Origin of the sequence: Dyadobacter chenwenxiniae, from assembly GCF_022869785.1 — a bacterium.
GTDB lineage: Bacteria > Bacteroidota > Bacteroidia > Cytophagales > Spirosomataceae > Dyadobacter > Dyadobacter chenwenxiniae.
Genome location: NZ_CP094997.1, coordinates 2289181 through 2310929, shown reverse-complemented (window position 1 = coordinate 2310929; position 21749 = coordinate 2289181). Strand labels below are relative to the sequence as shown.

General features: G+C 46.5%; 21 protein-coding genes. 15 read left to right on the top strand and 6 right to left on the bottom strand.

Going from position 1 to position 21749, the window contains the following annotated elements:
- Positions 1-157 precede the first annotated feature (157 nt).
- Genes nirD through MUK70_RS09520 form a run of 3 tightly spaced genes read left to right on the top strand, consistent with a single transcriptional unit; the run spans position 158 to position 2640 of the window.
- Complete coding sequence (gene nirD / locus MUK70_RS09530; protein WP_234606625.1) at positions 158-511, top strand: nitrite reductase small subunit NirD; 354 nt, start codon at positions 158-160, stop codon at positions 509-511.
- A gap of 4 nt (positions 512-515) precedes the next feature.
- Positions 516-1946, top strand: a complete 1431-nt coding sequence (locus tag MUK70_RS09525; RefSeq protein ID WP_234656402.1) for an ATP-binding protein — start codon at positions 516-518, stop codon at positions 1944-1946.
- A gap of 25 nt (positions 1947-1971) precedes the next feature.
- Positions 1972-2640: a response regulator gene (locus tag MUK70_RS09520; RefSeq protein ID WP_234656403.1), complete on the top strand. Its 669-nt coding sequence runs from the start codon at positions 1972-1974 to the stop codon at positions 2638-2640.
- Between the two features lie 5 nt (positions 2641-2645).
- On the opposite strand, the gene MUK70_RS09515 is transcribed toward MUK70_RS09520, so the two are convergent.
- Together MUK70_RS09515 and MUK70_RS09510 are read right to left on the bottom strand one after the other, a co-directional pair.
- Positions 2646-3425 carry a LytR/AlgR family response regulator transcription factor gene (locus MUK70_RS09515; protein ID WP_234656404.1) on the bottom strand — a complete coding sequence of 260 codons (780 nt, stop codon included), beginning with the start codon at positions 3423-3425 and terminating at the stop codon, positions 2646-2648.
- 33 nt (positions 3426-3458) lie between these two features.
- Complete coding sequence (locus MUK70_RS09510) at positions 3459-4535, bottom strand: sensor histidine kinase (protein WP_234656405.1); 1077 nt, start codon at positions 4533-4535, stop codon at positions 3459-3461.
- A 413-nt stretch (positions 4536-4948) separates the two neighbouring features.
- Here MUK70_RS09510 and MUK70_RS09505 point away from each other — a divergent pair, with 413 nt between their 5' ends.
- From MUK70_RS09505 to MUK70_RS09490, 4 genes are all read left to right on the top strand, one after another.
- Positions 4949-5575, top strand: coding sequence for a YceI family protein (locus tag MUK70_RS09505; RefSeq protein WP_234656406.1), 627 nt, complete (start codon positions 4949-4951; stop codon positions 5573-5575).
- Between the two features lie 177 nt (positions 5576-5752).
- Positions 5753-7120 carry a glycoside hydrolase family 140 protein gene (locus tag MUK70_RS09500; RefSeq protein ID WP_234656407.1) on the top strand — a complete coding sequence of 456 codons (1368 nt, stop codon included), beginning with the start codon at positions 5753-5755 and terminating at the stop codon, positions 7118-7120.
- Between the two features lie 79 nt (positions 7121-7199).
- Positions 7200-7811: a Crp/Fnr family transcriptional regulator gene (locus tag MUK70_RS09495; RefSeq protein WP_234606632.1), complete on the top strand. Its 612-nt coding sequence runs from the start codon at positions 7200-7202 to the stop codon at positions 7809-7811.
- A gap of 71 nt (positions 7812-7882) precedes the next feature.
- The gene (locus MUK70_RS09490) at positions 7883-9025 is read left to right on the top strand and encodes an oxidoreductase (RefSeq protein WP_234656408.1); all 1143 of its coding nucleotides are present in this window, start codon (positions 7883-7885) and stop codon (positions 9023-9025) included.
- A 2-nt stretch (positions 9026-9027) separates the two neighbouring features.
- On the opposite strand, the gene MUK70_RS09485 is transcribed toward MUK70_RS09490, so the two are convergent.
- Positions 9028-10752: a tetratricopeptide repeat protein gene (locus tag MUK70_RS09485; protein ID WP_234656409.1), complete on the bottom strand. Its 1725-nt coding sequence runs from the start codon at positions 10750-10752 to the stop codon at positions 9028-9030.
- 230 nt (positions 10753-10982) lie between these two features.
- On the opposite strand from MUK70_RS09485, the gene MUK70_RS09480 reads away from it, so the two are divergent.
- The 4 genes from MUK70_RS09480 to MUK70_RS09465 all read left to right on the top strand — a co-directional run bounded on the left by MUK70_RS09480 (position 10983) and on the right by MUK70_RS09465 (position 15522).
- The gene (locus MUK70_RS09480) at positions 10983-12041 is read left to right on the top strand and encodes a LacI family DNA-binding transcriptional regulator (protein ID WP_234656410.1); all 1059 of its coding nucleotides are present in this window, start codon (positions 10983-10985) and stop codon (positions 12039-12041) included.
- A 151-nt stretch (positions 12042-12192) separates the two neighbouring features.
- On the top strand, positions 12193-13416 hold the full coding sequence (locus MUK70_RS09475; protein ID WP_234656411.1) for an Nramp family divalent metal transporter: 1224 nt from the start codon (positions 12193-12195) through the stop codon (positions 13414-13416).
- A complete protein-coding gene (locus MUK70_RS09470; protein ID WP_234656412.1) occupies positions 13416-14432 on the top strand; it encodes an NAD-dependent epimerase/dehydratase family protein in 1017 nt (338 codons plus the stop codon). Before MUK70_RS09475 ends, MUK70_RS09470 begins: the two co-directional genes overlap by 1 nt.
- Positions 14433-14460: 28 nt before the next feature.
- Positions 14461-15522 carry a dihydrodipicolinate synthase family protein gene (locus MUK70_RS09465; RefSeq protein ID WP_234656413.1) on the top strand — a complete coding sequence of 354 codons (1062 nt, stop codon included), beginning with the start codon at positions 14461-14463 and terminating at the stop codon, positions 15520-15522.
- Here MUK70_RS09465 and MUK70_RS09460 read toward each other — a convergent pair.
- The 3 genes from MUK70_RS09460 to MUK70_RS09450 form a co-directional block, all read right to left on the bottom strand.
- Positions 15519-16292, bottom strand: a complete 774-nt coding sequence (locus tag MUK70_RS09460; RefSeq protein WP_234606639.1) for a LytR/AlgR family response regulator transcription factor — start codon at positions 16290-16292, stop codon at positions 15519-15521. The two genes, MUK70_RS09465 and MUK70_RS09460, sit on opposite strands and share 4 nt — an antisense overlap.
- Positions 16289-17224, bottom strand: a complete 936-nt coding sequence (locus MUK70_RS09455; protein WP_234606640.1) for a sensor histidine kinase — start codon at positions 17222-17224, stop codon at positions 16289-16291. Before MUK70_RS09455 ends, MUK70_RS09460 begins: the two co-directional genes overlap by 4 nt.
- A 104-nt stretch (positions 17225-17328) precedes the next feature.
- Positions 17329-18264 (bottom strand): GAF domain-containing protein, encoded by a 936-nt coding sequence (locus MUK70_RS09450; protein ID WP_234656415.1) that lies wholly within the window; start codon positions 18262-18264, stop codon positions 17329-17331.
- A 472-nt stretch (positions 18265-18736) separates the two neighbouring features.
- On the opposite strand from MUK70_RS09450, the gene MUK70_RS09445 reads away from it, so the two are divergent.
- The 4 genes from MUK70_RS09445 to MUK70_RS09430 all read left to right on the top strand — a co-directional run bounded on the left by MUK70_RS09445 (position 18737) and on the right by MUK70_RS09430 (position 21713).
- Positions 18737-19600, top strand: a complete 864-nt coding sequence (locus tag MUK70_RS09445) for an ester cyclase (protein ID WP_234606642.1) — start codon at positions 18737-18739, stop codon at positions 19598-19600.
- The gene (locus tag MUK70_RS09440; protein WP_234656416.1) at positions 19597-20007 is read left to right on the top strand and encodes an ester cyclase; all 411 of its coding nucleotides are present in this window, start codon (positions 19597-19599) and stop codon (positions 20005-20007) included. Before MUK70_RS09445 ends, MUK70_RS09440 begins: the two co-directional genes overlap by 4 nt.
- 1 nt (position 20008) lies before the next feature.
- Positions 20009-21163, top strand: a complete 1155-nt coding sequence (locus MUK70_RS09435) for a nuclear transport factor 2 family protein (protein ID WP_234656417.1) — start codon at positions 20009-20011, stop codon at positions 21161-21163.
- 103 nt (positions 21164-21266) lie between these two features.
- Positions 21267-21713, top strand: coding sequence for an ester cyclase (locus MUK70_RS09430; protein ID WP_244784778.1), 447 nt, complete (start codon positions 21267-21269; stop codon positions 21711-21713).
- Positions 21714-21749: the final 36 nt, after the last annotated feature.

Genomic DNA, 21749 nt, shown 5'->3' with positions numbered 1-21749 from the left:
AATCCTTCCTTTCTTTGCCCCGGGTTGAAACCCGGGGCAAAGGATTGCTGGTGATCCGGCTTGGAGCGATTTACTTGTAAGTCGCATCATAGCGACAGTCTATTACCCCGACTTTCAAGTCGGGGATACACAACACAAACGCTAACAAACATCCCAAATGGAAACGACAACACAAACACAAAATAGAGTAACCTGGCACATTGCTTGCCATGTCGATGACATCCCAGAAGATGGTGGCGGCTGCGCGCTGATCGATGGGAAACAGATCGCGATTTTTAACTTCGCCAGAAGAGGGGAGTGGTACGCGACTGATAACCAATGTCCGCACCGCCAGCAAATGGCCGTGTCGCGCGGGATGATCGGCAGCCAGGAAGGTGAGCCCAAAGTCGCCTGCCCTTTTCACAAAAAAACCTTTTCATTGCAAAGTGGGCAGTGCCTCAATGATGATTCCTATAAAATCAATACCTTTCCGGTGATGGTGAAAGAAAACCTCGTTTACATCGGAATATGAGCGAATGGAGAGACTCGACAAGAGCGTAGCAAGCAGTCTGACACGGTTTTACATTGTTGCATTATGCGTAGTAGCGATGCTGACAATCAGTGGTTTGTTCCTGATCAGAAGGACGATCAACAACCTGAACCACGACAGTCGGATGGTGAATGTTGCCGGCAGGCAGCGGATGCTGAGCCAGCGGCTGACCAAACTTGCCATCTTGAATGTCGGGCAGATGAAACACAGCGACTCCACGCAGTTCAGCGCGCTTTTGAAAATTTGGAAGGATAGTCATGAAAATTTGGCAAACAAAAAACTGCCTGTCGAAAATGGACTGGTAACCTGGAAAAGCGCCGCGCTGGATTCCATGTTTTTGGATCTTATGCCGGTTTTTGACAGTATTTACCTCAATTTTTTGTTGGTCAATGATCCCATTGTTGCGGCACCGGCGAAAGCGCAGGCATTGAGTCTCATTCTGGAAAAGGAACCATTGTTTCTTGCCAAAATGGATAAGATCGTTTTTCAGTTCGACAAGGAAAGTTTCCAGAGGCTGGAAAACCTCGAAAGGATCGAGTGGATCCTGGACATTATGACAATCCTTGTGCTTTTTGCAGAGGGCATATTGATCTTCCGCCCAGTCGTAAACACCACCCGGCGCGTGGTGAAAATGCTGACTGAATCGGAGAATGCGTTGCAGCTTTCCAATCAGAAATTAAAAGAGGCAAATAATCAGCTGCTGGAAGCGCAGAATGAATTGCTTCGTGTGGAAGAAGAAAAATATGAATTGCAACTGGCCGAAGACCGCATCCGCGCCAGCGCATTGATCGAAGGGCAGGAAGAGGAGCGCAAGCGGTTTGCTCTGGAATTGCATGACGGGATCGGCCAGATGCTGACCGGCCTTAAACTTCACGGTGAAAAGCTGAAATCGGTCCAGTTTCATGACGAGAAGAATCAGAAACGATTTGGGCAGCTGCTCGCATTGATTCAGGATATCATCCAGACCACCCGGCAGATCTCGTTCAATTTGATGCCTTCTGTGCTCAGTGATTTTGGACTTAATGCTGCATTGCGATTGCTTTGCGAGCAAACTGCCGAGTTATCAGGAATCAAAATCGAGTTTGACGGCGATGCAAACAAGCGCATTGAAATGAGCCGCCCAATGGAAATTGGCCTGTATCGCATTGCCCAGGAAGCATTAAATAATGCGGTTAAGCATGCCAATGCGGATAAGATCAAGATTAAATTGGAACAAAATAAGAATCGGATCTTTTTGGAAATTGCCGATAACGGAAAAGGATTTTTAATTAGTAATTTGAAATCAGAAGAAGGAATTTTCCTCACCAGAAACGGTATGGAAAATATCCGCACCAGGACACAGCTGCTGAACGGTGAGATGGAAATTATCTCCAAAGTAGACAGCGGAACCAACCTGATTGTTCGGGTCGATTTGTAATTATTAATCCCAAAAACATTCGTTCATGCCCATCCGAATTTTAATCGTTGATGACCACTCCGTGGTAAGACAAGGGATTATCACCCTTTTGGAAGATGAGGAAGACCTGTTGATAGCAGGTGAGGCGTCGGATGGCGATGAAGTCTGGGATATGGTTGAGACCGCGGGACCAGATGTGATTTTACTGGATCTTACGATGCCCAGAATGTCAGGAATTGATGTGATCAAGCAAATTGTTCCTGTTTTTCCGAATGTCAGGATTTTGGTTTTCAGCATGCATAACAATGCCGATTATATGATTTCGTCGGCTATAAGCGGCGCTTCGGGTTACTTACAGAAAGACACCAGCCGCGATGAAATGTTGAAAGCCATCCGCAGTGTTGCCAAAGGTGAGCTTTATTTTCCTCCCTATGCCTCTTCGGTGATTATCAAAAACCTGTTGAAACAAATCGCCAGAAATCCGGAGCCAAAAGTGGAATTTGAAGAGGGCAATGACAAGTCGATCTGGAAAATGATTACGCCGCGTGAACAGCAGATCCTGAAATGTCTCACCGAAGGCATGAGCAGCAAGGACATCGCCGAAAAATTTGATATCAGCTCAAATACCGTCGCCAACCAGCGCGCAAGCATTATGAAGAAGGCGAATGTAAAAAACACGGCCGAACTGATCAGCCTGGCCTTACGCGGCAATTAAGCAAATTATTTACCCATCCAAACCTTAAAAGCCTGTACTTTCTCACGGCTTACAATGCTCTCTTTATTAAGATTCGGCTGTAACCGCAACGCCAGGCGATGCCCGAAATAGTCGCTGATCTGATTAACAGATTTTACGGTAATGATAAATGAACGGCTGATCCTGAAAAACGAAGCCGGATCGAGGAGTTCTTCCAGTTCGTCCATGTTGTAATCCACGATAAACTGTTTGTCGTCGTGCGTTTTGAAAAAGCTGATCCGCTCCTCACTGAAAAAGTAAGAAATAGCATCCACTTCCACGGAAACGAGTTTCTGAACGTGTTTTACCAAAAACCTTGTACGGTAATCTTTGGGCTGGAATTGACTTTGGAGTTCCAGCACGAGCTTCTCAATGTTCACAGCCTGTGTTTCCGTCACCTGCGAAAAAGTCTCTCTAAATGCGCTGTATTTATCCAATGCTGTATTCAGATCTTCTTTCTGAACTGGTTTGAGCAGATAATCAATGCTGTTTACCTTGAAAGCCCGTAATGCATATTCATCATAAGAAGTGATAAATATGACCGGACTTTTAACCCGCAGTTGATCAAAAATTTCAAAACTCTGACCATCTGCCAGCTCAATGTCCATCAGGATTAAATCGGGGGACGGATGGGTTGCCAACCAGTTGACTGTCGCGTTAATGCTGCTTGTAATGCCGATTACGCGCGCCTGATGATCCAGTTTCGCTAATGTGGCTTTCAGCTTGTCAACCGCCAGGTCTTCATCTTCAACTATCAGAATATTCATCTTAAAACAGTATGTTAATGTGGTATATCAGGGTTATTTGTAATTGTGAATGAGCGGGATAGTCACAGTAAAGACATTGTCGTCATCCAGGATGATAATGTCAGGCTGGTTCAGCAAGCGATATTTAGTCGATATATTGGCCAGGCCCACTTTGTTGGATTGTACAATTAATCGCTTCCTATGCAGCGAATTTCGGACAATGAGGTTTTCGTTTTGGTCTGTTTTTATTTCAATGACAAGCGGCTCCTGTTTCAGGATCACGTTGTGTTTGACTGCATTTTCTAAAAGCATTTGCAGCGTAAGTGGCGGCAGCAGGTAATCTTCATACATTTTTTCAATATCCACATCCAGCATAATTCCCTCAGCGTAACGTGTTTTGAGCAAATGAAAATAGGAAGAGATGAATTTGATCTCGGCGGAAAGCGTCGTCAGTTCCTGCTCGTTCGTACGGAGCAGATAACGGTAAACCTTACTTAACTCATCCAGGAATTCTTCTGCTTTGTCAGGATCCTTATGAATCAGTGCGGATAAAGAATTGAGACTATTAAACAAAAAATGCGGGTTAACCTGGCTTTTCAGCCCATCCAGCTGACTTTGCAGGTTTGCTTTTTTTAGCTTTTCTGCTTCCAGTTTCAGGTTTTCCGCTTCTAATAATGTGCCCCGCCAACGCTCGAAAATGTAAAGCCCTTCGTAAAAGCTTGTAGCCACAATGTTGATTAGGAGGCCTGAGAGAAGAGCGGCGACGAAATTTCCGAAATCAAATGTGTAACCGAGAAAACCAGTTCGATAGAAGCCATAAAATAAAATGCACGCGATGATGCCGGTGAGCGGAATGTAAATGGACATCGACAGCAGCAGCCGGTAAGTGGTTTGCTGCACATCCTGCAAAATGACGCGCATATAATGTCCCGCCAGAATGTGCAGCCGCCACGAGATCACCCATACTGCGCATACAATCATTGTTGCATAAACAAACACCTCACTTTCCCGCATATAGCGACGGCCAAAAAGCAGATATGCCAGCGTAAGGAAGTACGGAAGACAAACAAACAAGACCCAGACGTCCTTCCTGCTGATCGGGCTTTTCAGTATGGATTTAAATTTAGACATGTCCTGATTTGAATGAGCGGGCGCCGATGGGGTTAATGAGTGAATGTGTGAATGAGTGAATGTGTGAATGAGTGAATGAATGAATGTGTGAATGTAAATGAAGGAATGGGAATGTGAATGAATGAATGTGTGACCGGAAAGGGAAAGTTTTCAAAGTTTAACTGGTCACCGCCCGCAATCCGTCACTCATTGACTCATCAAGCAGCGACCCGCTCGTTCATTGCATCGGCGCCCGCTCATTCAGCGCATCGGCGCCCGCTCATTCAATCATCCAATCATTCACTCATTCAAAATCAATCCAATTTCTCAATTCGGAAATTGAAATGCGCAGTTCAGTAGATATCAGATTACGCCGGGCTGGTGAAAAGCGGAGTTTTGTCAAAAATCACAAAAACAAAACAAAACTATCAGTCATGAAAACAATCATTTTATCTGCGATCAGTGCAGTAACCATGCTTTGGGCAGGTTGCAAAACCGACGAAATCAGCCAAAAGCAAGTTTACGTTTTGAATGAGGAAACTTCCGTTGCGGAGTGGAAAGGCGCAATGCCCGACAATGCTAACACAGGCTCATTCGCCGTAAAAAGTAAGGACCTGGAGGTGGAAAATGGCAAAGTTACAGGCGGCTCATTCATTATTCCTATCGCTTCGATCAAGAATTTTAACCTGCCGGACGCCGTGAAGCCGCAGTTGCTGGAACATTTGAAAAGCGCTGATTTCTTCAACATGGCAGTTCATCCGGAGGCCGCTTTTAAAATCACAAAAGTACAGCCTTACACAGGCAGGGACACCGCCGCAATAGCAGGCGCTAACTTTCTCGTAACAGGAGATTTCACCATGATCGGCAAAACAAACTCACTAACATTCCCGGCCAAAATCGACGTAAACGAAAAAAACCTAAAAACCGAAGCCAAATTCAGCATCGACCGCACCAAATGGGGTATGACCTATGCCACAGACCCAAAAGCAGAAGGACATTATATCTATAACGACGTGGCTATCCATTTGAAGCTGGACGGCACGAGGAAGGGGAGTGAGTAGGGGGGATGAGCGGGCGCCGGTGCGCTGAATGATTGAATGAGCGGGCGCCGGTGCGCTGAATGATTGAATGATTGAATGAGTGAATAAAATTTAAAACATTCAGTCATTCAATCATTCAATCATTCAAAATTAAAATTTCATTCGTATCATTATAAAAATAAAACATTTGAAATAACCATGACTTGTCGCAACCTCTGTTATGCCTTCTTGCTATTATTCGCCGGTTATGGCGCCGTGGCGCAGTCGTATACCGTGAGTCCGAACAAGCGTTATCTGATGAGGGAGGGGAAACCGTTTTTCTGGCTTGGTGATACAGCGTGGGAACTGTTCCACCGGCTCGATCGCGAAGATGCCACGTATTATCTGGAAAAGCGTGCAGCACAAGGTTTTACAGTTATTCAAGCGGTGGCTTTGGCTGAGTTTGACGGATTGAATGTTCCAAACACTTACGGAGACAGACCATTGATCGATAATGACCCGACCAAACCTAATGAAGCCTACTTTAAACACGTGGATTTTATCATCGACAAAGCCGCAGAACTTAACTTAACCATTGCTTTTCTGCCCACCTGGGGCGATAAGGTCTTTAAATCGACCTGGGGAAAGGGGCCGGAAGTTTTCAATAAAAGCAATGCAGAGGTTTATGGAAAATGGCTCGGTAATCGCTATAAAAACCGTAAAAATATTATCTGGGTGCTTGGCGGCGACCGCACACCTAGAAAGGATGTGGACGATGTCGGCGTTTGGCGCGCCATGGCCGCGGGCGTTGTTGCGGGTGTGGGAGGGAATGATAATGCGATGATGACCTTTCATCCGCAACCAAATAAAGAAGGATCAGGGGAATGGTTTCATGATGACAATTGGCTTGATTTCAATATGTTTCAGAACGGGCATTGCCGTGACGCAGCCGTTTATGAAAATATAAAACGAGCCTATGACCGCCAGCCGGTTAAACCTGTGTTGGACGGAGAACCTATTTATGAAGACCATCCGGTTTGTTTCAATGCCAGCGAGCTGGGCACTTCCAATGCATATGACGTAAGAAAAGCCGCTTATCTCGACCTGTTTTCGGGCGCTTTCGGTCACACTTACGGTTGCCACGACATTTGGCAAATGTACGCGCCTAATCGCGAAGCCGTGAACGGCCCGCACATTTTCTGGCAACAGGCACTCGACTTGCCCGGTGCGAAAGAAATGAAATTTGTCCGCAAGCTCATGGAATCGCGACCGATCACAGAAAGGGTTCCGGATCAGACAGTTATCATAGAAAATGACCTGGCTTCATACGAAAGGATACAGGCCACGAGGGGCGCAGACTACATTTTTGTTTACACCTCAACGGGCAGATCATTTTCTGTAAATCCTGGTAAGATCTCTGGGAGTCAGTTAAATGCATTTTGGTATGACCCTAAAAATGGCAAAACCAAGGAAATTGGTAAAATGGACAGCAAGGCGGTGAAGCAATTCACGCCGCCTACTTCGGGTTACGGCCATGACTGGATTCTGGTCTTGGATGATGCGTCTAAAAATTATAAGATGCCGTGAGCATGAAACTGACGATCGGCATTTCAAACGTTTCCTGACATATTTTTAATATTTTTAGCATCTATTCTATGCTTAAAAATTGGAAAAAACAGAAGATCTACACCGGTTAATCCTGAACCATGCGTTGCAGCGGATCAGCCTGACAGAGGAAGAACAGCGTCATTTTTGTTCACTGTTAACGGTTCGGCATTTGCTTCCAAGGCAGTATCTGGTGCAGCAGGGAGACATTTGCAACCATGAAAGCTACGTTTGCAAAGGCTTTTTACGCTCCTTTTACATGGACGAAAAAGGGAACGACCATACATTGCATTTTGCGTTTGAAGATTGGTGGATCACCGATTCCACCAGTTTTTTGATGCGCATCCCGGCCACGCGCAACATTGTGGCTCTGGAAGCTTCAACATTGTTACAGATCGATAAGGCCAGCCTCGATCAGCTTTATCTTGACATTCCGGTTTTTGAAAGATATTGGCGCATTATGGATGAAAAATCGGGCATCGCGCAGAATCAGCGGATTCTGAATTCCATTTCTATGAGTGGCGCCGAGCGTTATGAAGCGTTAATCCGGAAATATCCGAGCCTCGAACAAAGGATGCCACAGAAATACATTGCCTCATATCTGGGCATTACGCCGGTGTTTTTAAGCCAGATCAGAAAGAGCTTGTCACGCCCTGACATTAAACAAGTTTAAGGCTTTTTATTAAATTAGTTATACGTGCCCCCGGGAGCTGCTGCCATAGCTTTGTATCAAAAAAATGAGCTATGGAAATGAAAAAAAGCAGCCTCTTTGACCCACAAAAACTGCACGGAGGACGTCAACTACGCAACCGCCTCGTAGTTGCGCCATTAACCAGAAAGAGTGCAACATCCGAAGGCGTTCCCACGCAGGAAATGGTTGATTATTATGGCGCATTTGCGGAAGGCGGCTTTGGAATGATCATCTCAGAAGGCACGTACACCGATCATTTATTCAGCCAGTCCGACCTCAACCAGCCTGGCATCACGCATGAAGGGCAAATGCTGGGATGGAAAAAGGTTACCGACAAAGTTCACAGCCACGATACGGTTTTTATCAACCAGCTCATGCATGCGGGGGCGCTCGGGCAATTGCAGGAGCACACCATTGCTCCTTCGGCTGTGCGGCCGATCGGCGAGCGGTCCACAGAATTGAGCGGTCTTACGGGGCCTTTCCCGCTTCCCAGAGTGATGGAGCGCGCAGATTTTGAGGCGGTTCAGCGCGGTTATGTGCATGCTGCAACATTATCCCGCGAGGCGGGTTTTGATGGCATTGAAATCCACGCAGCGAACGGCTATTTATTCGACCAGTTTCTGACCGAGCATACGAACCTGAGAATGGATCAGTATGGCGGCGATGTGCGGAACCGGTTACGTTTTTTAATGGAAGTTTATCAGGCGATCCGGGACGCGTTGCCAGCCGATTTTATTATCGGCATCCGGCTTTCCGAAAGCAAAGTGAACGATCTCACATACAGATGGCCCGGCGGCTCACAAACGGCAACGGAAATTTTCGAAGTGTTGAGCGGCATCCAGCCCGATTACTTTCACATTGCTTCGGAAGGCGGTTCCTGGAAAAGAGAAAGCCTGTATGCTGATGGGTTGTCATCGACCGGGATTGCCAAAAAACTGACTCGAATCCCCATCATAGCCAACGGCGGATTACACGACATTGAGTTGGCAGAGTCGCTTGTAGCGAGCGATCAGGCAGACTTAATCTCTATTGGCCGCGCCGCCATTGCCAATCCCGACTGGCCAAACCGCATCTTGAAAGGACAGGAAACGATTCCATTTTTCAAAGATCTGATCAAACCCAGCTTAACATTAAAGCATACGGAGCAGGTTTTGAGCCAGTATTTGCAACAAACGCCGCCCAGGCGGCAGGCATAAAGTCAGCGCAGGAAAACGGAGCCCGTCGGCAGCTGTTCCGCGGCAGAAAATGACTGCTTGTAACCACGCTCTATTTTAGCCAGTTCCTTCGTTTTCTTTTGTGCCTGCAGGCTTTGCGACAGGCCAATGGCGGACCAGCCGTTGCCGGGGTTCCAGATGAGATCTTCCCTGTAAATTTTCTCTGCGACGGCTGGTTTGTTCATTTTTAGTAAATAAGCGCCTAAAAACTGCCGCGCCGGAATCGGCCAGTCGTTTGGTTCCGTGTAAATCAGGCCATCTTCGATTTCAACCGCTTTGTTCAGACTGGCAATGGTCTCGTCAAATTTTTTGTCATCAAAAGCAATGGCTGCTGTCAGGATTTCTCCGGCAATGTTTGCGATTGGCGTAAATGAGTTAAAGGGAACGCGCCTTTTGGTCAGGACCGGATCTTTTGCTTTCTGCAAAAGTGACCTCAATTCAGCTTTGGCTTTATCGCCGGCTCCGGTATTTACATAGGCTATTCCTCTCGCGAAGTTGCGTAGTAGCGCAGCATATGTCCATTCAGGATCCAGTTTAGTGGTGTCTTTCAGTATTTCATCCCATTTTCCAAGCCTGACCAAAGTTAATTCGGGTAGCATGAAAAGATATTGATCATACGGATTTTCATAAACCGGTGTCACCGTTTTTCTTAATCGGTTCGCCGCGTACATGCCCGTTTTGTACAAGCCCGCACTCATGGCGCAGTAAGTTTGAACAGCAAAATAATGCGGACTGTGCTTCACCAAACTCAGGTTTTTCGCCAGAGAATCATATCGGAGCAAAGCCGCATCCGCGCGATCATTTACGTCCACGCCTTTCAGAAAAAGGCCATTTCGCTCATATTCGTGGCTGGACATATGCACCATATGCGCGACCCCGGGGAGCTGGTCACGTAATTTGTCTGCGTTCGGAAGCGCAACTTCCGGATGTCGCGAAGCTTCTGTTAAGTGAATGTGGTAATGCAAAGCTGCCGGGTGGTTTGGGTTATTCTTTAAAACGCTTTCGCTCAGCCTAACCACTTCATTCGTCCAGGCTTTGGGTGTTCCATCGTTATTCCAAAAATCCCATGCGTGAATAAGCATCACTGCATCGACAAAGAGCATTTTAATGTCCAGGTCTTCCGGGAACTGGCTGATTAACCCGCGCGTTTTGGCAGCATAAGTGACATTGAGCTCCTTTCTGTCCGCATCCGAAGCATCTGCCGAATAACGCTGGTTCATCACGGCGATCAATGCCTGTGCTTTTTTATTCCCTTTACTTGCAAACTGGTTCATTTGCTTCAAAACATTGCCCAAATTTTCAGGCTTTTTATAGAGATGGGCTGCATTATAGTATGGACCCATGGCCAATGCTTGCCCCCAGTAAGCCATTGCGCACGCTGGTTCCAGCCGGGCCGCTTCCTGAAATGAGGCCAGCGATTCCTTCATATGGTAACTATAATACATATTCAGCCCCTGATCGAAATAAAACTGAACACTGTCATTTGTGGTAGAGACCGGATATGAATAGTTTCCCCAGCCCGGCATCGCTGAAATGAATTTTCCATTGGTTGCTGCCCTCACGTCCGAATCAGGAATTGAGCCGCATATGGCAATGCTGTTTTGTTCGGTATTTTGTGTTTCAAAAAGATGAAATGCATTGAACCGCAGCAAGAGAGCGGCCGTGATAATGACTGGAAGCAATAAAAAAGGAAGGAAGATGTTTTTCATTTGAATTGAGAATGTGCCGGACGGATCATTTAAATATAAAGTGTTTATTTCTTTTTTGATAATCAGAGCTGCTTTTTGTGGCGAGAGACCTTGCCGGCGCGAGGCATGTGCAAGAAATTGAAACTAGCCGCGCTGGTAAGCGGATCGGGCTGGTCAAATGTTCTGTTTTCCGGCCCGGTTTTATTTTAATATTTTATATTTACCCCGGTTATAACAAACTTAAACCCTTGATGGAAAAAGAGAATACCTTGTTCGGCGTGCGGGAAATTGCGAGAAGGGCCAATGTATCCACTGCCACCGTTGACCGCGTGCTGCATAACCGGACGGGGGTTTCGGAAAAGACAAAACAGCGGATCAATGACATTATCAAGGAGCTGGATTATCAGCCCAACATCCTTGCAAGCAGGCTTGCATCAAAAAAAATTATTACGCTTGCAATCCTGATCCCGGAAGTTTCGGAGGAAACCGATTTCTGGGAAGCACCATTAAACGGTGTCCGCAGGGCAGAGGCCGAAATCAAGCAATATGGCATTCAGACACATACGTTTTTCTACGACCTTAACAGCAAGGATTCCTATGTTCAGAAAGCAAGGGAAATCCTGCAACTGGATGTGAACGGCATCTTGATAGCGCCGTCATTCGTAACGGAAACCCAGGAATTTGCGGAAGAATGCAACCAACGAAAAATCCCGTTCATATTCATTGACTCGGACATTCCGGAGCTGAAAAGACTGTCATACATTGGCCCGCATTTGTACAAAAGCGGCTACGTAGGCGCAAAGCTGCTCACTTACAGGTTACAACCTGAGAAAAAAGTGCTGATCATTAACATTTCAAAGGAGATTGATAATTTCAATTACGAGACAATTGAAAAAGGTTTCCGGGCCTATTTCTCCGATAACCATAATCCTAACGAAATCCTCCGCATCGACATCCGGGAGACGGATTACCAATCCGTTGCTCGCCATCTTACCTACGTTTTTCACCTGAATATGGACATTGGCGCCGCTTTTGTAACGAATTCACGCGTTAATACGGTCGCTTCATTTCTCAAAAACAGCCATCGGACCGAAGTTTCCCTGATCGGTTATGATTTTGTAAAGGACAATGTGAAATATCTGGAAAGCAATGTGATCGATTTTCTGATATGTCACCGCCCTGAGGACCAAGCCTACCGTGGCATTATGGCGCTGTACCAGACATTGGTCATGAATTCCACCGTTCCCAGGCTAAGCTATATGCCCATTGACATTGTGACGAAAGAAAATTGTGAATTTTATCAAAATTAAGAAGGAAGCGATTGTCTAGGTAGGTTAGGACAACTTTATTCATTCGCATATTAGCATTGTTCAACATTTGTTTTCTATATTTACGGGCACGTGCCCGTTTTACGTTAAGTATAATAACGCGTCAGTCCGAAATCCCTAAACCGTTGATATTTTGAAAGACTCTATCCTGAAATGGCTGCGCTCACTGGGGCCTGGAATGATTACAGCCGCACTGGTTTTCGGACCCAGTAAGTTGACCATCACTTCCAAGCTGGGGGCGGTTTACGGCTATTCGCTGCTTTGGATCGTCGTTGTGGCGATCTTCTTTATGGGTGTTTTTACAGCAATGTCAACCCGGATCGGCATCGCTACAAATCAATCACTGCTTGCTTCGGTGAAGCGAAAATGGGGTAAACCAGCCTCCGTTGCCATGGGAATTGGTGTTTTTCTGGTGAGCACTTCATTTCAGGCCGGCAATTCCATTGGTGTCGGTATTTCGGTTGGAGAGCTTTATCATACGTCGCCGGTTCCGTGGATCATCTTTTTCAATGTAGTAGGGATCAGTTTGCTTTTTTTCAGAAGCTTTTATTCTGTGCTTGAAAAGACAATGATCTTCCTGATTTTGGTCATGCTGTTTTCTTTTGTAACAACATTTTTTTATGCCAAACCGGATGCTTCCGAAATTTTCACAGGCTTCACGACACCGGTTATCCCGGAAGGTTCGCAAGGACTGATTATCGCATTTGTCGCTTCCTGCTTCTCGATTGTCGGTGCGCTGTATCAATGTTACCTCATTCAAGAGCGTATCAGGGTGAGGCCGGAGGTCAGAAATAATAGAAATGATAGCACGACGGGCATCATTGTGCTCGGTGTCATGTGTGCGATTGTGATCATTTGCGCAGCCGCTATCCTGCATCCAAAAGGGATTGCTGTTAACTCTGCAACGGATATGGCCAGGGCGCTGGAACCGCTCTTTGGTAATAATGCATCCACACTTTTCCTGGTGGGCTTATTTGGTGCGGCATTCTCTTCTTTGATCGGAAATGCTTCGGTAGGCGGCACATTGCTGGGCGATGCACTGGGGTTAGGAAGCAATTTTAGTTCAAAATCAGTGCGTTATCTGGTTGCGTTGGTCATGATTTTTGGTGCAGCGATTGCTGTCAAATTTGGCAAATTGCCATTGGAACTAATCGTTTTTGCGCAAAGCGTTACCATTTTCATTGTTCCGTTTATCGGAACGGCACTTTATATGGTGGGCAATGATAAAAGCATTATGGGCGACAAGGTGAACAGTCCGCTGGTGAAAGTGGTTGCGGGCATCGGGCTCATCATCGTTTTTTCACTCGCGATCATCAATAGTAAAGAATTATTTTTCAACAATCCGCTTTTTAAATAATGACTGGTTTCGAACTTTTGGAAGAAAAATGGCTGAGTCCATCGGATATTTTAGTTGAGGATATAAAAAAAATAAAAGGCGACATCCTGATCCTGGGCGCAGGCGGTAAGATCGGGCCGAGCATTGCGAAACTGGCGAAGCAAGCCATTGATCGCGCCGGGCTGAACAAGCGTGTCATAGGCGTCTCCCGGTTCAGTGAGGAGGGGTTAGCTGATGAGCTGAATGCGGCGGGCATTGAAACCATCGCCGCCAACGTCTTGAACGATGCCGAGTTGCAGGCTTTACCGGAAGTTGAGAATGTGCTTTATCTCGCTGGAACTAAATTTGGCACCTCCAATAATGAACCTTACACGTGGGCGATGAATACGTATCTGCCGGGGCGTGTTGCTGAGAAATTCAAGAATTCCAGAATCGTTGTTTATTCAACAGGTAACGTTTACCCGTTCACAACGGTGGCCTCGGGCGGCGCTACTGAAGATCTTCGGGCCGATCCCGTAGGCGAATATGGACAGTCTTGCCTGGGTAGGGAGCGGTTATTTCAATATTTTTCGTCTGTTCACGGCACACCAATTCTGATTTACCGGCTCAATTATGCTATTGATTTCAAATATGGGGTGTTACTGGAAGTGGCAAAATCGGTGCTGGCCGGCAAACCTGTGGACCTGCGTACGGGGCACGTAAATGTGATCTGGCAGGGCGACGCAAACGAGATGGCGATCCGCTCGCTGCTTCATTGCGAATCGCCTTCAAAAATCCTGAACATTACCGGCCCTGAAACCGTTTCGCTTCGCTGGCTGGCAACTGAGTTCGGACGTATATTCAATACCGAACCATTTTTTGTAAACGAGGAGCAGCCCACAGCGTTACTAAGCAATGCGGCCGAGTCTTTCAGGCTGTTTGGCTATCCGCGCACGACATTGAAACAAATGATTGAGATCACTGCGCAATGGTTGCAGGAAGGTGGGAAAACGATCAACAAGCCCACTCATTTCCAGGAGCGGAAGGGGCAGTTTTAAGAGATTTTGAATAAAAAAATAGGAAGGAATGCTTAATCAGAATACTAAAAAACTGTTGTTTGACGGAACTGTAATCCCGGCGCATCCGCTGGCTTTACAGCACAATTTGCAGCTGGACGAGCGCAGGCAGCGCGGGTTAACCAGATATTATATGGCGAGTGGGGCAGGAGGCGTCGCCATTGGTGTCCATACCACGCAATTTGAGATCCGCGACCCGGAAGTGAATCTGTACGAAGCCGTGCTGCGGATCACGGCTGAGGAAATTGATCAGGCCGGTTTGGATCGTCCATTCATCAAAGTTGCGGGCATATGCGGTCTTACAGATCAGGCAGTGAAGGAAGCACATATGGCTGTAAAATATGGTTATGACCTGGGTTTGGTGAGTATGGCCGCATTTAAAAATCAGTCGGAGGCGGACATTATCAAGCACATTAAAACAATTGCCGAAATCATCCCTGTTTTTGGATTTTACCTGCAGGCCGCTATTGGCGGGCGGATTTATTCTTATAATTTTTGGCAGCAGTTTGCCGAAATCCCAAATGTGCTGGCGATCAAAATCGCGGCATTTAACCGTTACCAAACGCTGGATGTGGTCCGCGCTGTTTGCAACAGTTCAAGGGTAAATGACATTGCACTTTACACAGGCAATGACGACAACATTGTAGCCGACCTGATCACGCCTTACCGGTTTGAGGTGAATGGTGAAATTGTTGAAAAAACATTCGTGGGCGGCTTGCTCGGACACTGGGCGGTGTGGACGGAAAAGGCCGTGAAAGTGCTTGCGGACGCAAAAGAATTTGTGAACAACAAACACGCCGACGCAGCTGACATCCTGCGTTTGAATGTTGCAGTAACAGACATGAACGCGGCCATTTTTGATCCTGCCCACAACTTTCACGGGTGCATTACGGGCGTGCATGAAGTGCTTGTAAGGCAAGGATTAATGGAAGGAATCCGGACTTTGAACCCAAAGGAAACGCTTTCGCCAGGGCAGGCTGAGGAGATTACCCGTGTCATGCAAGCATATCCACATTTGATTGATGATGAATTTGTTAATGCATTTTTAGCACAGGAGATCAGGGCAGTTTAAGATAATTCTTCAAACCATTTCTTAAAAACCGGCACGCGTTCCTTGCTGATCAGGATCTGATTGGATGAAGATGGCGCTGTGCGGACGAGCAGCCTGCCGTTGAAATACAATTCTATTTCTGAAATGCATTCCCTGGAAATGATAAACTGGCGGTTTGCCCTGAAAAAATTGGTCGTATCCAGTTGGTTTTCAAGCTCCTCCAAAGATTTGTCCACGACGAAACTCTTATCGTCATGCAATGTAGCGACTACAACGCCGTTTTTGATGGTTAGCCACGCAAAATCCGAATCTTTCAACGGGATCAGCTTGTCGCGATAAGGCACCAGAAAGCTTCTGCGCGGACTTTTTCGGTTCAGGATCTGGTTGTGCATCAGCTCTTCCAGGTATTTCACTTTGCTTATCGCATTCTCTTCATTCAGCTGATAGTATTTCTCCAGACTGAATTGCAATGCTTCCTGACGAATGGGTTTCAGCAGATAATCAATGCTGTTGAGCTTAAATGCGCGCATGGCATATTCGTCGTGCGCAGTGGTAAAAATCACCGGGCAACCGATGGAAATCTGTTCAAAAATCTGAAAACATGTGCCGTCGCCCAGCTGCACATCCAGGAAAATCAGGTCCGGAACGGGGTTGTTGCTTAACCATTCAACCGCCGTTTCCACGCTTTCCAACACATTCAGAATCTCAGTTTTAGGGTCAATTTTTTGAATCAGCTGCGTTAAATACTGGCCCGCCGGCTGCTCGTCTTCAATGATAAGGATTTTGGTCATGGAGCTTCAATCAATGGGACTTTTACTGTAAAATGTTGCTCGTCTTCCAGCAATAATGGTTTCTGGCCCGTCTGGATCTTATACCGCTTGTCCAGATTCTGCAGGCCGATGCCTGTTCCGGGAGAATTTTTCTTGTTAACCGAATTGGACACTGTAATCTGTTTTTCCTGCTCATTCAGCCGAAGATCGATCATCAATATCTGGTTGGATGTGATCACATTATGCTTGATCGCGTTCTCAATGAGTATCTGCAACGACAGCGGGATGATATACCAGTTCCGCGCCGTTTCGATATCATGAAAACAGAAGGCCAGTTTTCCGCCGAATCGCGCTTTGTACAGATCAAGATAAGCACGGGCCGCATCGAGTTCGTCTTTGAGCAGGATCAGGCTTTGGTTCTGCACTTTCAGGTTATATCGCAGAATGTCCGACAAATCCAGCACGATGCGTTGGGCCAGATCGGGATTGGTGGCGATGGATATGTTCAGGATATTTAATGCATTGAACAAGAAATGCGGGTTCAACTGGTTTTGCAACGCTTCCAGCTGTGCTTTGAGCTGCTCGCGTTTGAGCTGCTCGTTTTCCAGTCCGATCTGGTGGTTCTCCTGCGTAGTAAGCAAAAAGTTCCTGAAACCCAGGATGGCGATTAACAGCAGAATATGATATAAATAATATACAACCCTGAAAATCAGCATATCCGAATTGTCATCGTCCAATGCCAGTTTCAGCTGGAAAAGGAGCTCGTTTATAGACAGGAAGAGGACGATTAGCAGCACTATCTGGACCCATGTTTTCTGGCTGTTGAACCAGCTGGGCACATTATAGGTGTTTTGCAGGCAGATGTATACGAAGATCCACGAAAATTCAAAACTTATGATGAACTGGATGCAAATATCCAATATGCCCGCGCCAACATTATCCTGGTCAAACATGGAAGTCCAGATAAAAATGAGACGCGGAATTGTGGCAAACAAGCTAAGGATGAAACAGAGACGCCAACCTAATGACATCCCGTTCCGGTAATTCAAGTCGGGGTTCATGCCAGGCTTGTCAGGAATTTGCTATTTCTTGAAGTTTTGCCTGAGGTTGAGTTCGTTTTCTGGATCAATGAAGCCACAGACTCAATAAGGGCAATCTCGGCCTGCGTCCATTCCCGGTTGTTTAATGTGTCGTCGAGCGCTATAAAGCCGGTCCAGCCCGCGTTACCCTGCACCGGAACCGCCATCATGGATTGGGCATCCTGCTGACTAAACCACTGAACTTCTGCTCCGCTCTTGTTGGATGAAGGCTCCAAAACAGGCTTTTTGGCATTAAATAAAGCATTCCAACGATTGAAACCGGGAATTTTAATGGTCTTTCCGGTATGTTTGGCAGGCACGCCGGGTGCAGTAACTTCTATTTTCAAGGTCAGGTCGTGCGCATCACCGGTTGCAGGCTGGTTTTTGGTATAGAAATATATTCTGCTGAGGTCCATCACTTCCAGCAGCAATGAGAATGCATTAGAAAGCGAATTTGCAGCGATCTCATCTTCGCAACGCGCCAGGACCTTTTTATAAAGTGATTCATGGTTCTGGTTATGCTGGGCAATCTTTTTTCGTGCGTTGTTTTTCCATTTCGCAAGTGTGTTTTCCAGCGCGGGAATCCAGCCCAGTTTATTGGAACAATTAATATAATAGCTCGTTTCCGTTACCGCAAGCACTCTTTCCGCCGTTACAGGGCAATGTCCCTCTGTCATCACCAGGCAAGGAAGCTGACTCCCGAGCACGTTAGCCAGGTCGGTGATCTTGCCGTCAGGAAGCAGGCAGTTGGAGATCAGTAAGTCGTATTTGGATTCGTAAAAAGCCTCAATGGCCGATTGTTTGGAAGCAACTTGCCGGATGCTGAACTTATAGCCTGCGTAACCCAGCGAGTCTTCGAGTAGTGCAAGATATTCTTTTTGAATTGCAACGATAAGGAGGTTTAAGGGTTTCATTTTGATAAACGTTTTATGAGTTACTAAGAGTGTATATGCTGATCAGACAGAGCACATTCCGGCAGGTGGAAATGCGTCGGGAATCTCATGGCGGCAGTTGGTTACCGGCCTGATTTACAAGTGCATGTAATTTAAAGGGTAATACGTGGTCGGCTGCTTAATGTATGCGGTTCGCATGAGGTGGATATTGGGTTGCAATTATACAAATTAAAGTAGAAAGAATACTACCATGCCAACCTAAATAGATATAAAAAAAACGGCCGTCAAAATCTCATTCTTACGTCGACGGTTTGAAGTCGGGAATCAACAGGTTCACCTTTACTTTTTTCAGTTTCAATTAAAATTTGAATCGTCCCGCAGCAGTTATGGGGATATTTATAGAAGAAAAGGGACAAAGAGGCGAAATTATGTTCTGTTTCCCTGATCAATCTGGTTTCAAATTTAAACCCTTCTAACTGTTTAACTAAAAAACATGAACGCTAATAAAGTACTTTCCCGACGATATTTCTATCAAATTATGAATGGCAAGAATGAGCAGGTCGCTCATGAGATCTTGTCGGATGATTTCGTTTTTACATTGCCTACTCACCCTGAACCATTTCACGGCCCGGACGGATTTATCGGATTGGTTCGCATGCTCCACGATTCTTTCCCTGACTTTTATCTTAACCCGCATGAAATGGTTGCAGGCGGTGACTGGGTAGTTACACGTTGGAAAGGCGGCGGCACGCACACAGGCGGCCCTTTGCTGACAGTTAAAGGCAATGTAGAGGCAACAGGCAAATCTTTTGAAGTGGACGGAATGACCTGGCATACCATTAAAGATGGCAAGATCGTCGAGTCTGTTGGTCACGAAGATACGCTTGGCCTGCTGCTTCAATTGGGTATTTTACCTTCCGAAGCCAAAGAGGATACAACTGATCCGGAGTACAACCAGACATTGGCAACACGGTATTTTGAGGAGATCATGAGCCAGGGCAAACTGGAAGTGATTGAAGAAATCCTGGATCCTGAATTCGCATTCATTATCCCTACACAACCTGAGCCAATCGCCGGATATACGGCATTCAGGAACTTCGTAATTTATCTGCGCAACGCATTTCCTGATATCAAATTCAACATCATGCGCCAGACGGCCGAAGGCAATAAAGTAGCAACACGCTGGAACATTGAAGGAACGCATCAGGGAGAATTCCTCGGCGCGGCGCCAACGGGTAACCACGTGAAAGACTACGGAATCGACATTTTTACAATCAAAAATGGTAAGATCCTTTCGGTTCATGTGAATGAAAACGATTTCGGACTGATGCAGCAACTAGGAGCGATCCCATCATGATATCAGAAGAAAATAAAGCAATAGTACGCCGATACTGGTTCGATTTCTGGAATGAAAAGAATGTGGAGGTCCTGGACGAAATCGCTGTCGAAGATGTGATATTTCATTTTCCTCCCGGACAGTCCCATCAGCCACCCACATTGAGAAAATGGTTCGAAACAGCCTTGATCGCATTCCCGGACGTGCATTTCACATTGCACGACGAACTCGCGGAAGGGGATAAAGTGGTCAGCCGCTGGTCTTACGAAGCAACCAACACGGGCAACTTTCTCGGAAGGGAAACCACCAGCATAAGGGTTCAGGATCAAGGCATTGACATATTCCGCATTGAAGACGGGAAGATCGTTGAGATGTGGGTTGCCCAGGACAGTCTGGGTTTGTTGCAACAATTGAAAGTGATTCAATAAAATGGAAAGAGCAGTTGTCCGTCATGATGTTAACAGAGGCGGGCAGCTTCCGGTAAAGCCCACAATCATTACAAGTTTCGATCCGGACAAGGATGTGCTGGTCATTGATGAGCCTGAGCTTTCCAGAAAAGACCTGGTTTTTGAGCAGGACGGACAAGACACATTGATCAGGCTCGCAGATTCATTCATGATTCTGGCTTCGCTGGAAAATGTCAATGCGATTGATCTGGATCCGGTTCCGTTTTTGAAAAAATTTTATAAAGCATTGCAGGAGAATAATATAGAGCAAGTTCTATCATTTCTAGCGGACGATGTTTTATGGGAAATGGGCGGGCCGCAGGATTTGATTCCCTGGTCAGGCGCTTGGGAAGGGAAAGCAGGAGTAAGTCAATTTTTCAGATTACAAAAAGAAGGATTGGCTTTTGAAAAACTGAATCCAACCCGGTTTATAGCGCAGGGGAATACAGTTGCTGTGGTGATGGAAGGAAGCGGTGAAACAAAATCAGGACATGCATTTTCTGGGGGCGTTGTCCATTGGATCATAATTAAAAACGGCCAGATCAGCCAATTACAATGTTACCGCGACACTTTTCCAATTATTGAAGCATTGCAGGGCGGAAGGCCGTTCACGGTTAACGCAAGCATTAATGGAACAGCACATTATACCAATAAATCGGTTACATCACCGCGAACAACGGACAGCATTGTGTTTGATGAAACGGTTTTCGACACTGCGCCCGCAACCGTAAAGTCCGCAAGGGCCATGTATGCCGCATTGCAGGGACTGAAATCAGAAGATGTTCGGAAGGCATTTGCGCCAAACGTTGTCTGGCATATGTTCGGGCCGCGCGACATTATCGCCTGGTCGGGCGAGCGCATAGGGCCGATTGCAGCCGTGGAGTCGGCGAAGCAAATCATTGAAACCATGCGTTTTGACCATTTCAAGGCGGTTAGGATGATTTATCAGGATAATGTGGCGGCTGTTCTCATTGACGAGCCGGGCGTTTCAAAAGCAACCGGAATCCCGTTTCACACCAGCGTCGTGCACATTGTAGTCGTGAATGAAGACGGAAAAGTGGCCTCGATCCAAAACCACGTGAATACAGCAGAAATAGTAGAAGCCTTTTTAGGCGGGAGACCTTATACGGTAACATAGAGGGCTTTCGGCTTTCGGCCATCGGCTATCAGCATACCGCCGACAGCCGAAAGCTGACCGCCGACCGCCGACAGCCAAAATTAACCCTTAAAAAACAAAAACCATGTCACTTACAGCAGAACAAAACAATGCGATTTGCGTAGAATTCTTTGAAACAGCCTGGAATACAGGTGTTGTGCGCGAAGACTTACTGGCGTCCGATGCGATAGACCATTCACAGGTGGGCGGTAAAACAGTTTCTGAGCCCGGTTCGGCCAGTTTCAAAGGGATCGTGGGCATGTTCCGCGGAGCTATGCCGGATGCAAAGCTGAGCATTGAAGATCAGAGATATGTAGCCGATAAAGTGGTGCACAGATGGAGACTCAACGGCACCGATACAGGCGGCGTAATGGGCATGCCGCCATCCGGAAAATCCATCACATTGACAGGCACAACCACAGCCCGAATGAAAGACGGAAAAATCGCCGAGCGCTGGGCTAATGTGGATGAACTTGGCCTTTTGCAGCAATTAGGCGTTGTGCCTCCTCCTCCAGGAGCCGCCGCTCATTAATAACGCATTCGTAAACTCTCCTCGATATTTTTTAAA